At 59.2% G+C, this 12,636-nt stretch carries 9 protein-coding genes and 1 pseudogene; 1 reads left to right on the plus strand and 9 read right to left on the minus strand.

Features of this window, described 5'->3' with window-relative positions; genetic code table 11:
• Positions 1–9: 9 nt before the first annotated feature.
• Together AB2N04_RS18635 and AB2N04_RS18640 are read right to left on the minus strand one after the other, a co-directional pair.
• On the minus strand, positions 10–1,002 hold the full coding sequence (locus AB2N04_RS18635; protein WP_367716174.1) for a DctP family TRAP transporter solute-binding subunit: 993 nt from the start codon (positions 1,000–1,002) through the stop codon (positions 10–12).
• Positions 1,003–1,018: 16 nt separating this feature from the next.
• Positions 1,019–1,969 (minus strand): annotated as a pseudogene (locus AB2N04_RS18640) (M20 family metallopeptidase); the annotation flags it as partial.
• A 387-nt stretch (positions 1,970–2,356) separates the two neighbouring features.
• On the opposite strand from AB2N04_RS18640, the gene AB2N04_RS18645 reads away from it, so the two are divergent.
• Positions 2,357–3,955, plus strand: a complete 1,599-nt coding sequence (locus tag AB2N04_RS18645; protein WP_367716176.1) for a PucR family transcriptional regulator — start codon at positions 2,357–2,359, stop codon at positions 3,953–3,955.
• 156 nt (positions 3,956–4,111) lie between these two features.
• Here AB2N04_RS18645 and AB2N04_RS18650 read toward each other — a convergent pair whose 3' ends face one another.
• The 7 genes from AB2N04_RS18650 to AB2N04_RS18680 form a co-directional block, all read right to left on the minus strand.
• Positions 4,112–6,586, minus strand: coding sequence for an autotransporter domain-containing protein (locus tag AB2N04_RS18650; protein ID WP_367716178.1), 2,475 nt, complete (start codon positions 6,584–6,586; stop codon positions 4,112–4,114).
• Positions 6,587–7,205: 619 nt separating this feature from the next.
• Positions 7,206–8,396, minus strand: a complete 1,191-nt coding sequence (locus AB2N04_RS18655; RefSeq protein ID WP_367716180.1) for a phosphopentomutase — start codon at positions 8,394–8,396, stop codon at positions 7,206–7,208.
• 3 nt (positions 8,397–8,399) lie between these two features.
• Positions 8,400–9,143, minus strand: a complete 744-nt coding sequence (locus AB2N04_RS18660; protein WP_367716182.1) for an ABC transporter permease — start codon at positions 9,141–9,143, stop codon at positions 8,400–8,402.
• Between the two features lie 3 nt (positions 9,144–9,146).
• The gene (locus tag AB2N04_RS18665) at positions 9,147–10,136 is read right to left on the minus strand and encodes an ABC transporter substrate-binding protein (RefSeq protein ID WP_367716184.1); all 990 of its coding nucleotides are present in this window, start codon (positions 10,134–10,136) and stop codon (positions 9,147–9,149) included.
• Positions 10,137–10,145: 9 nt separating this feature from the next.
• Positions 10,146–10,934 (minus strand): nucleoside phosphorylase, encoded by a 789-nt coding sequence (locus AB2N04_RS18670; RefSeq protein ID WP_367716186.1) that lies wholly within the window; start codon positions 10,932–10,934, stop codon positions 10,146–10,148.
• The gene (locus tag AB2N04_RS18675) at positions 10,924–11,694 is read right to left on the minus strand and encodes an ABC transporter permease (RefSeq protein WP_367716187.1); all 771 of its coding nucleotides are present in this window, start codon (positions 11,692–11,694) and stop codon (positions 10,924–10,926) included. Before AB2N04_RS18675 ends, AB2N04_RS18670 begins: the two co-directional genes overlap by 11 nt.
• A 54-nt stretch (positions 11,695–11,748) precedes the next feature.
• On the minus strand, positions 11,749–12,435 hold the full coding sequence (locus tag AB2N04_RS18680; RefSeq protein WP_367716188.1) for an ABC transporter ATP-binding protein: 687 nt from the start codon (positions 12,433–12,435) through the stop codon (positions 11,749–11,751).
• Positions 12,436–12,636 lie beyond the last annotated feature (201 nt).

Genomic DNA, 12,636 nt, shown 5'->3' on the forward strand with positions numbered 1-12,636 from the left:
CGCATTCACCTAGTTCGAGTATTTGCGCACGATGGCGAGGAGATCTTCCCCGAAAACGCCTTCATACTTGTCCCATACCGGCTGCACCATTTCCTGGAATGCCGCCGGATCGGGCCGCGTGATCTTCATGCCCTCGGCCTCGAGCTTGGCGAGCACTTCCTCGTCGCTCGCGCGGATCATCTCGCGTTCTTTTTCTTTCCAGATTTCTGCCTTCTCGCGCAGGATGGTCTTCTGCTCATCCGTCAGCTTATCCCAGGCCTTGCTGGAGATCGTGAGGATGGCCGAGCCCCAGATATGTCCCGATAGCGCCAGATTGTCCTGCACCTCGTAGAATTTGGAGGCATAGATCGTCGCCAGCGGGTTTTCCTGACCGTCTACCACCTTCTGCTGAAGCGAGGTGAAGACCTCGGAGAATGCCATCGGCGTGGGCAGAGCGCCAAGCTCGCGGAACGTATCAAGGCGCAGTTCGGCTTCCGGCACTCGCAGCTTGATGCCCTTGAGGTCTTCGGGGGTTTCGATGGGGCGGGCCGAGTTCGTGATGTGGCGATAGCCGCTTTCCCACCAGCTCAGCGTGTTGATGTTCTTTGCTGCCAGAATTTCTGCAAGAGCATCGCCAAGTTCACCGTCCACGGCAGCATAAGCCTTTTCACGCGTCGGCCACGCATAGGGCAGTTCCTCGATGATCAGGCGCTTGTCCAGAACCTGAAGAGCGCCGGTGCCGAAGAGACCCATCTCGACGGTCCCCAGCTGCAGGCCTTCGGCCACCTCCCGGTCACCGCCAAGCTGCGAGCTCGGATAAACCTGAATGACGACCTCTCCACCCGTTGCTTCAGCGACATCCTTCGACAGCCCTTCCAGCGCGATCTGCCAGGGATGATCGGCCGCAAAGACATGCCCGACCTTCAGGGTCGTTTCCGCATTCGCTGCACCGGCACTGAGCATCAACCCCACGCCAAGCCACGTGGCCGCGAGCGTTGCTTTTGTTTTTTCCAGATAAGTCATGAGTTCCCTTTCTTTTTTAGTTTTGGCTGAAGTACTGGGCGATGATGTCTCCGTAGATATCGATCGCGTTGAAATAGTCGTCGACAATGAGGTGTTCGTCGGTCTGGTGCGCCTGTTCGGGCGCGCCTGGGCCGAGGATGACGATTTCCTCGCCATGCGCACAAAAGGCCGAGGCATCGGTGAAGTACTGCGCCCCGCGCACGATCTCGGCGCCGGGTGCTGCATTTGCGAGAACCTGTTGGCTTATGCGGACAATCCGTGCCCCCTCATCGGTCAGCAGGCCGGGCAGATTGAGTGCACACTCCACCTGGAACCGTGCTTCGGGGTCTTCCTTGATGAGTGCGGCGGCAATCGCTTCGACTTGGTCCACCACGCCCTGCTGATCCTGACCGGGCACAGTACGAATGTCGATCGTCATCTGGCAGTGGTCGGGTATGACGTTGGGCGCGCCGCCGCCATTGAATGTCGTGACGGCAAATGTTGGCCCTGATAGCAACGGTGTTGTCGTGGACCCAAGGTCGATTGACTTGAGGCGCTCATAAAACAGATGCAGCTTGTCCACCGCATTGGTTCCGGATCCGGGCATCGATCCGTGTGCCGTTTTGCCGAGGCTGGTCACCCGAAGCCAGATGACACCCTTGTGCGCGATGACCAGACGATTGTTGGTCGGTTCTGCAACAATCATCGCGTCGAATCTGGGAATCTGATTTTTGCTGACCATCGTTGAAGCGCCGAGCGCTCCGATCTCTTCTCCGAAAGTGGCTGCAAAAACCAGCTCTCCATTCCAAAGATCAGGTGAGAGCTCTTTCTGCTTCATAAACGCGAAGAGCAGCGCCAGAAGGCCCCCTTTCATGTCAGCAGTGCCGCGTCCGAACATGCGGCCATTTTCGATCGCTGCCGAGAAAGGATCATGCACCCAAGGGGCGTCTCCGATCGGCACGGTATCGAGATGCCCGCTCAAAACAAGGCGTGGGCCAGGGGCTCGGCCCCCGCAGGGTGGCTACCAGATTTGCCTGCCCGGCGCTTTCCTCGATGATCTGACAGTCTATCCCGAGAACGTTCAGACGCGCCTTGATCATGCGGGCCAGGACAATCTCGTTCCCGGTCGTTGATATCGTATTGCAACGCACGGCCTGCTGAAGAAATTCGAGCGCATCAAGCCGCGCCGGTGGCAACACCGGATTGTTTGAGTTCAACTGACTCCCCCTCTGTTCGAAGGTGACCGTACCGATCTGAAAGCCGGAAAACTATTGACCAGCGTAATGAAACGCCGGCAAATTTCTTTGTACTTTGGATACAAAGCGGTATGGTCCCCGTGCCGGTCGCGCGTGGGTAGGGGTTGAGAAGCATGGAAATGACAATCGGGAAGGTGCTGGCGCTGCCGGCAATGCAGGAGGGCCGCCTTCTCGCCGGAGAGAAAGGCCTCGACCGCATTGTCAAAACGGCAACGGTGCTTGACGCACCGGATGCCGTGCGCTGGCTGAGGGGCGAGGAACTCGCGCTCACCTCAACCTATCCGCTTTTGCAACTGCGCCACACCCTCGATCACTTCGTACAGGAGCTCGTTGAGCATGGAGCATCGGGCCTCGGCCTCAAACTCAACCGCTACATGAAGCGCGTGCCACAAAAGATGATTGACTGTGCGAACGCGCTCGACTTTCCGATAATCGTCGTTCCCGAAGACGTGGCATGGGTGGAGATCATCACACCGGTCATGTCGAACTATTTCGAGGCTCGTGCAGGAAGCGCTTCCCACTCCGAACGCTTTGGAGAACGGCTGGGGAAGGTGTCTCTGGTCGATTCGACACTGCAGGATCTTCTCGACGAGCTCCACGCACTCCTGGCAAATCCGGTCATTGTCACCAGTCCGATGGACGGCCTCTTGCTGAGCGCTCCCGACGAGCCCAACGCCGAAATCGCTGATGCCCGGGCCCTTATGGAGGAAGACGGCTGGCCCAGCGAGGCAATTCGTTCCCAGGAAACCTTCATCCGCAGGACGGGTCGTCAGACAAGCATAGTCTTCACCTCGTATGAGCAGTCCAACGGGATGTCTGGCACGCTTGTGGTGGTTGAAAGGAACCGGAGACTGACCGACAAGGACTTCGACCATCTGGGCTATGCAAAGGTCCTCATCTCTCTGAAGGTTCGTCAGATCAGGGCAGATCAAAGCAGCATTTTCGAGAGACAAAACGAGCTGGTTCTGTCTTTGATCGACCGCTCTCTTGGCACGCAGACCTATGCTGCCCTGACCGCACGTTACGGAGCAATCGGAAAGCATCTCTATGCGCGCTATGTGGGAATTGTGGTCGCTTTTCATGATACCGCAGCCGACCGCCTGCTCGGACTTTCAAATGCCCTGCGGGTTCATTTCTCCAAGCATGGCGAGACCATCACCGGCGTGATTGCAAACAACCGCGTTGTGGTGATGGTTCCCGAGAATGATGAACTGCTTTGCCAGCCCGAACTCTTCAAGGAACAGGTTGATGAAGGTCTCAGGCGGATCGGAGCGAACGATGTTCTATGGTCAGCAGGCGTCAGCCAGGTCACGGCGGTAGAACATTTCTATCGCGCCTACGAGCAAGCGGTTCAGGCGCTCGAACACGGTCGCAGCACGAGCAGAACCGGCGGTGTTTTCCTGTATGACGACACCGGGTTTTACCGCCTGTTCTCAAAGAGCTCCATGCAGCCGGACGTGAACCGCTTCGTGAATGAATGGCTTGGAACGCTCATTGAACACGACAAGCGCCACCGTGTCGATCTGATTGATACCTTTCGCGTTTTTCTGGATGCAAATGGCAATTACAGAGAAACCGCACGGGTGCTGAACCTTCACCACAACACGGTGCGCTATCGTATCGCCCAGATCACAGAGTTGACTGGCAGAAAGGCGCTGCAGCCAAAACTGCGCCTGCACTATCACCTTGCATTAAAGCTGCTCCCACTTGTGTCCTGACATGATCAGGTCCCGGGCTATGCCGGGACCCTGCTCTGGCTACGGCGGAAGCCAGTTTGAAACCACAGGCTACGAAAGCAGCGATGGCCTTCGTCAGGGTTGTCCGGCGCTGGGCTGTTTTGCGACATGGGCCATTCCGCTCCACCGCACCACCGCTTAGAACTTCACACTCAGTCTTGCCCTGGCCGACTGATCCTGCAGCCCCGCCCCAAAAAGCCCCCCATAGGAAACCTCCAGAGCGGTGCTTTCAGAGAGGCTCACATCCACCCCTGCGGCGACCACAACAGTATCCTGTGCCAGAGGCACACCTGCGATGGTGAAAGCATTGCCGCCCGAAGCGAATTGCATCTGCGAGGCGGGGGCATCACCGACTGCGTGACGCCAGCCGACGGTACCATGCAGCGTGGCAGCCATAACCCCGAGCGCTACATCGGTTTCGGCGCGCAGGCCGAGCGTCGTGAAGGTCGCATCGAACGTTTCGGACGTCCCAGTCAATGCCGCTGGTCCACCGATTTCGTTGAAGCCATCGGTGGAGAGATTCACGTATGCCAGGTTCGCGAAGGGCTCAAACCGGGCAGAGCCCATATCGAGCCTGTAAGCCGCCTCACCCCACGCCTGCAGGGTTCGTGCGCTGTAGGAAGCGGAAAGACGGTCTGAGAAACCTGTGAACCTCACTGTCCGTGACGTGTCGACGCCGTGCCAGCCATGGGCCACACCGCCCATCAGGTTGAGCCGGCCCCATTCCCCACCACCGTAGGCACCAAGAGTATATGTGTCGACCGTGCCGGAGGACATGCGATCATCGACATTGAAACTCGCGCGGGAATAGCCGCCCAGCACACCGAGCCTTAACGTGTCGGTAACAGAACCATCTGCCCCGAGAAAAACCCCGCCTTTTGAGCGGCCAGTAATGGCGGCATTGCCATCGCCGTTCCAGTTGGCGATCGAACCGACCCCGCGTGCCCACAAGTCAACACCGTAATCAACGCGGGGCGCGACTGACGATGCTCCATCGTATCTGAGCGCCGAACGCACCCGATCAGACGCTGCTTCGCGCGGGAACCGGCTATCCTCGATCAGAGCCCCGACGACCGAGGCATGGGCCTCGCCGGAAAGTTGATCCAGGGCGTCCGGCAGCTCAGAACCGGTGAGGTTGAGCACTGCATTGTACATGTCACCCGATCCAACGGACATAACGCCGCCGCAGGTATTGGTCTGGTTGAAGGTCATCCCACCCGGGCAGGTCGAAACCGCCGCCGACTGGAGATAAACATTCGCACCAGAATAGATGTCGGTGAAGGTCAGGAGCGGAAAATCATCAATCACCTGATCGAATTCGCCCGACCGGTCTTTCGCCTCGATGATCGTGTAGATCAGCCCGGGTGTGTAGGTCGACCCATCGTCGGTACCGTTCTCAGGCTTGACGTGTATCGTCCCGCCATTGATCTCAAGGTAGCCAGCACCATGCGTCGCATTCAGGAGATCATTGTTCACCCCCTTTGCGTTGCCCCCATCGTTCAACTCCACCTCGAAAACCGAACCGGCATTGAATGTGGCATTGTTCGCCGCGATCACGCCGATGGAGTTGCCCGGCGCCAGGGTCCCGCCGGAATTGATGGCAAGGTCGACGACGTCGCCACTTCCTCCAAGAACGCCACCGTTCACGGTTGTCATCCCGCCCAGGAAACCGTTCACAAGGAGGCGGCCACCGGAGACCCTGGTTTGACCGGAGAGCAACCCACCGGACCCGGTATAAACTGTTTCTCCAGCCTCGTGGAGGATCGTGCCGTAGCCATCGAGGTCAGCGCTGAACGTATAGCCGGCATTGCTGTGATTGAAGACGAGCGTCCCCTCTCCGTTTCCGAAGGCCACACGAGGCACATTCAGCTTACCCGCTTCCACCGCCGCTTCGCCGGAGGCTCCACCGATATTGAGCGTTCCCCGGGACCCTGCAAGGTCGGAGAGTTTCACCACTCCAAGCCCGGAGATGATCTCGACCTCTCCGCCGTAAGCAACCGTCAGTTCACCTATTCCGCGGACGCCCACGCTCATGGTGTTGGCAGCGGTAAATCTGGTCCCCACCCCTGCCACGATCACAGAACCTTCGCCTGTACTGTTCAAGCCGAGAATGCCGCTGGCGCTGGACACATGACCATTGTCCGAGATCGTGAGCTCGCCCCGTCCGCTTTCGCCAATGACGATGTCACTGGTGAGATTCCATTCAGACCCCATCCGCCAGATATTGACCGTACCGACCCCATTGGGGGCGGAACCCAGTATGCCCTGATGGCTGTTGACCTTCCCGCCATCCCGGATCGTCAAGGTACCCTCATACGATTGACCCACCGTCAAGAATCCGCTGGTCAGGTTCCATACCGAGCCAGCATCGGTCACGATGACCCGCGCATCGGCGCTGTTCGCTCCCGCACTATAGCCGATGTACCCGTTCCGGCTGCTGTCAAGACGGCCGCCATTCTGAATGGTCAGAACGCCACGACTGGGATTTGCGCCATCGAAACCGATGTGAATATCCTGTGTCAAACCGACAAACGGACTGACAAAACCATCAATGACCGGCTGGTTGTTGGGGTCGCCGACCGCAATATAGGCATTGGTATTGGCATCCGGCACACTAGCGGGGTTCCAGTTTGACGGGCTGAACCAATTACTGGAGTTGGTACCATACCAAACCGTCTGTGCCTGGGCCGACGTAACCGCTGCCGGTGCGGCGTATAGAGCAAAGGCACTTGTCGACAACAAGGCTGCGCGAAACGCGTGGCGAAAGAAACGATGCTCCGATGCCTGGCATGCTGCAATATTTGGCAGGGCATTCATGATCATGACACTATGCTTCCCATCTTCGGGCCGAAACTCGGATTGAGAAAAACGCTCAGAGCGTCGGCACAGTCCTGCTGACGGCAGCAGCCAGCCCGGCTCTGCCTGAAAGCTGCTTACCGGAGGGCCAATCTCGGCTCATGATGCAAATTGCCTATTGGGAATGATTAATTGTCATCTGCGAACTGACGTTCGCAGCAGACTGCGTGCAATTCCCGGCCCGCCGTCCCGGTCCACGCGCATTCAAGAAGTTGCGACAGAGAATGGGAGCTCCGAAGCGTACCCCTCCACAAATCCCGCAGAGTGCCGTCAGCGCACCCGCACCCAACGGCTCCGTCCAAAGCGCCGGGAACGCGCGACATTCATCTGCCGCCCCCTCTTGAACTCACGCAAAGTGCAGAGGAAGGAATTCGCCTCAATCCAGCAGATGGTTCGCCACCAGCGAGGCCACCTTCTTGAAAGGCAGGACGCCACCGCTACCAGGCCAGGGCAATGCATCACCCGCCAGAAGCAGAGGAACCCGCTCGCGCGTGTGATCCGTTCCCGTCCATGTCGGGTCGTTGCCGTGATCGGCCGTCAGCATCAGCAGGTCGCCGGGGCGCAGCCTGGGAAGAAGCTCGGCAAGGCGACGGTCGAACCATTCGAGCGCCCGCGCATAACCCGCCACATCGCGGCGATGGCCGTAAAGACTGTCGAATTCAACGAAATTGGCAAAGACGAGATCGCCGTCGGCAACAGTTTCGACAGTCTCAAGCAGACGGTCAAAAAGGGCATCGTCGTTGGGGCCTTTCAGGACACGCGAAATGCCTTTGCCGGCAAAGATGTCTCCGATCTTTCCCACGCCATGCACGGTGCGGCCAGCGGCCACCAGACGGTCACAGATCGTTTCTCCGGGCGGTGCGATGGCAAGATCGCGCCGGTTGGCGGTGCGGGTGAAGCCGCTTTCCGCATCGCCCACGAAAGGCCGTGCGATGATGCGCCCGACATTCATGGGATGGAAGACCTCGGCGGCAGCCTCGCACAGGCGCAACAACCGTTCGAGGCCGAATGTCTCTTCATGCGCGGCGATCTGCACCACACTGTCTGCCGAAGTGTAGACGATCGGCGCGCCGGTCTTCATGTGTTCCGCCCCAAAACGCTTTAGCACATCCGAGCCCGAGCCATGCGCATTGAAAAGCGTGCGCTCCAGCCCGCCCGCCTGACGAAGGCGCGCCATCGCCTCCTCGGGAAACGCCGGCACCTCATGGGGAAAATAATGCCAGTCTTTTGAAAGCGGCAGGCCTGCCAGCTCCCAGTGTCCGGTCTGGGTGTCCTTGCCGGCACTTTCTTCCTGAAGTGCGGCCCACGAGGCTTCGGCCTCGGGCCCAGTCAGCCCCGGCGCGGACTGGCCGCAAGCGAGCTCGAGGGCAGCACCAAGACCGAGAGCAGAAAGATTGGGCAGTTTAAGCGGGCCGGAACGCCCCTCCTCCGCCCTGCCCGCGGCGCAGGCTTCGGCAATGTGAAGAACCGTGTTGGAACCGGCATCGCCAAACCGCTCGGCATCCGGTGCGCCGCCTATGCCCACCGAATCCAGAACGCACAGGAAGACACGACCGTTCACAGACATTCATCACCCTTCCGCGAAGCGCGCCTCCATGCGACGGCGCAACGCTTCGAACAGTTCATAAAAGCTCCAGCCCATGAGCGAGAGGAGCAGCACCATGCCGATCACTGTGGCCGTGTCGGCATTCTCCTGTCCAGAGGAAAGGAGATAGCCCACACCCTCATTGGCGCCCATCAGCTCGCCAATCACGGCTGCCGTCATGGCAAGCGTCGTCGCGACTGTCGCACCCGCAAAGAGGGTCGGAAGTGCAGAAGGCAGCTCGATATGCAGGAAGCGTTGCAGCGGCGACAGCTTCAGGACGCGTGCCAGATCCAGATAGGACTTGTTGACGAAACGCAGGCCAGACAGCATGCCCGTCATCACCGGGAAGAAGGTAACGATGGCGACCAGTACGATTTTGGGAGCCGGCCCGAGACCGAGCCACAACAGAAGCAGTGGCGCGATGGCGATCTTGGGCGCGGTCTGCAAAAGCAGGATGAGCGGCGTCGACATCCGCTCGGAAACGGGAAAGCGGGCAAACAGCAATGCGGCCAGAATGCCTGCAAGGAAGCCCGCCAGAAAGCCCCAGAAAATCTCCATAACCGTCACATAGACATGGTTCAAAAGACTGGCGTTCTCATAAAGAAACGCCATCCGCGCCATGACGGCGGCCGGGCTCGGCAACAGATAATCTGGCACATTGAACAGGAACACACCGCCGCCCCAAAGGGCGACGATGAGAACCAGACCCGCGATCCCGCGCTTCAGCATGGCTTATTCGCCGATCGAGGACGGATCGACCACGAAGTCGGCAGCCTTCGGCGCTTCCTCGATGACCTCGTATTTCGCCAGAATGTCGGCATTGGCCTGCCAGGCGTCGAGATCGGCTGCACCGAGGCCCTTCTCCTTGGTCAGGTCGCTCTGCCAGACGGAGGCGACGAAGCTGTTCTTGAATGCCGTGGAAAGAAGCTCCTTCTGGTCGGACCAGGTTGGCGTGTACTTCTCGAAGGAGATTTCGAGAGCATCGTCCACATGGCCGTCGATCACCCATTCATAGGAGGCGGTGACGGCATTGGTGAAGCGCTTCACGAGATCCGGGTTTTCCTCGAGCAGACGGCTGGAGGTGACAACCACATTGCCGAAGGACGGCAGAAAGTCGTTGGACAGGATCATCGTGACATCGACGCCCGCGCCTTCCAGATTGTATTTGCGCAGCTCGGAGAACACGATGGCATCGACCTGGTCGCTCTGGAGCGCCTGAACGATTGCGCCGGTGGAAACGACTTCAAGCTTGATGTCGTCGAGCGAGAGGCCTGCATTCTGCAAGCCCACCTGAAGCTGAAGGTAGTTGGGCGAACCGAGCGAGGTGACGGCCACGGTCTTACCCTTCAGGTCCGCATAGGTCTCGATGCCGGTCTCTTTCTTGGCCAGCAACGCGCCAATGCCACGCTGATAGGTGGTGTGGACCACCTTTACCGGCAGGCCATTGGCGGCTGCCGCCACGACGGCATCACCATTCGGGAAGCCGAAATCCACATTGCCGGCGGCAATGTTGGTCAGGATGTCGGACGCGCCGGCATAGATGAACTCGACCTCGATGTCCTGATCGGCGAAAAAGCCGTTTTCAACGCCGGCGTAGAGCGGCGAATAGAAAGGCACGGCTGCACCATCGATCTGCATGACGACCTTGTCGGCAGCAAGTGCAGCCACACCCGAAGCGATGAGTGCGAGCGCGGCAACGCCGGTTTTCAGCATGAATTTCATTTTTATCTCCTAGTTGCACGCATCCAGTGCCAAAGCCCGACCCGCAATGCGGAGCAGGTTTCGCTGCGTGTTTTCATAATCGACAAGCCAATTGTCGGTCGCACGATTGCCGTGCACACCCAAGAGGCAGGCCGCCCTGAGGCCAAGAGCCCGGCCGACGGCCAGGATCACCTGCGATTCCATTTCCACCCCGATGGCCCCCTCGGCAAGGAAACGGTCCAGATATCCAGCGTCCGGGCTGTCCACCACATCCAGCGTGAGCGGTCGGTCCTGCCCGAGATAGTAACTGTCGGTCGACGCGATCATGCCCCGGTGTGCGCCCAGCCCCAGCACCTCTGCGCTGTTCTCAAGCGCTGACGCGAGCGCGGGATCGGCCTCCGGCAGATGGCCGTGTTCGGCATAAAGGGCTGCAACGCCGGTCATGCCGGTCGCTATGTGCGGCACGATGTAGTCGCCGGTGGGGATTTCCGGCACCAGTGCGGAGCAGCCGCCGATGCGGATCACACGCTTTGCGCCCAGCATGGCCAGCTCGACCAGGGCAATCTCGGTCGAGGGACCGCCGATGCCACTGGAACAGATGGTGAGTTGCCTACCTTCATACACGCCTGTCACAAGCGCAAACTCGCGCTTGCGGCCGAAATCCTGCACATCGGTGAGCATGTCGCGCAGCAGCGCGACACGGTCGGGATCACCGGGCACCAGAACGTCCTCGGCCACATCGCCAGGCCCGCAAGGGAGATGGGGGGGACGTCCGCCGGAAAACGGCAGGCGAGCGGTGGGTTTTGCACTATCGGCCATCCTGCACCTTCCATGAAAGGAGACGGCCCTCGATCGCGCCGAGAAGCCCATGCAGGGCGATGCCCAGAAGCGAGGTCAAAAGCACCGCGCCAAAAAGCAGTGACGTTTTGTAGGTGGCGGAAGCGAAAGTCATCAGATAGCCAAGCCCCTCGCTGCCGGAAATCCATTCAGCAAGGATCGCGCCGACAAGTGCCTGCACCGCGCCGATCTTGAGACCGACGAAAATGCCAGGGAGAGCGGCCATCAGATCGATGCGCCAGAAAAGCGAAACCGGGTTGAGCTTCAGGAGTTTGGCAAGGTCATGCATGCGGCTGTCAATGCTGCGGAAGCCGGCAAGCGCGCCCATCAGCACCGGGAAGAAGACCAGCGAGACGATGAGCACGATCTTGGCCGTGAGGCCGAGACCAAACCAGACAACGAACAGGGGCGCGAGGGCGATCTTCGGCGCGGTCTGGAAGACAACCAGCGGGCCATCCAGATAGGTGGAAAGCCGGGGCATTTTGTAGAGCAGATAGGCACCGGCGATACCGGCCACGCCACCAATGCCCAGGCCAAGGAAAATGTTGTGCACGGTGAACCAGAGATGGGGCCACAACTGGCCACTCACCATCCAGTCCCACAGGGTCGAGACCGTGCTTTGCGGCGACGGAAGAAGATATTTGGGGATGCCCATCGGTCCGCTGGCATACCACCAGGCGATGGTCAGCAAGAGAAGCGCCACACCATATTCGAAAACGGGGCGAAAACGGGCGAGCATCATTCCGTTTCCCGCATGTCCTGGCGCAGCTCGGCGACCAGTTGGTGATAAGCGGGATCAAGCTTTGTGGCCTCGCCGCGTGGATGCGGCAGATCCACCGTATAGGTCTTTTTCAAACGGCCCGGACGCGGCGACATCACCATCACCTCGCTGCCGAGATAGGCGGCCCTCTTCCACACTGTGGGTGACCAGAAGAATGGTCTTGCCCGTGCGCTGCCAGATCCGCAGCAATTCGTCGTTCAGCGTTTCACGGGTGAGAAGGTCTACCGCCGAGAACGGTTCGTCCATCAGAAGAATGGGCGGATCGTCAGACAGCGCCCGGGCAATTGCAGCACGCTGACGCATGCCGCCGGAAAGCTGCTTGGGCAGCGCGTCTTCGAAGCCAGTCAAACCTACGAGATCGATCAGTTCACTGACGATGCGGTTTCCTTCGTCGCGGCGCACACCGGCGGTGTCGAGCGGAAAGCGGATATTGTCGCGAACCGTCTTCCAGGGCAACAGGACGGCATCCTGAAAGACGAACCCGACCGGGCGCTTTACAGTGCCGGTGTCAAGCTTGATCGTACCGCCAGAAGCGTCTTCAAGACCCGCGATCAGGCGGAGGAAGGTCGACTTGCCGCAACCGGATGGTCCAACAATCGAGACGAATGAGCCCTCTTCGATCCGATGATCAAGCGGGGCCAGGGCGAGGATGCTTCCACCTTCAAGATCGAAGCTCTTCGTCAGACCAGAAGTGGTTATCAATCTGAAACCTTCCAAGGACAAGTGACGTGGCGAGATATCACCCGAGATGCGAGATAGCGTCGCAATTTCTCAAAATTTAGACAGCCTGTCCAGCCGCAATAATGAGTCGGCCTACTTTTGCGATGGAATCACCGTGGCACATTGGCTCCAGATCAATCCAACGGCCTCAAAGCGCATTGATGTATAATTTCTTTTTTACTT

Origin of the sequence: Nitratireductor sp. GISD-1A_MAKvit (assembly GCF_040819555.1) — a bacterium.
In the GTDB taxonomy this organism is placed as follows: Bacteria; Pseudomonadota; Alphaproteobacteria; order Rhizobiales; family Rhizobiaceae; genus Nitratireductor.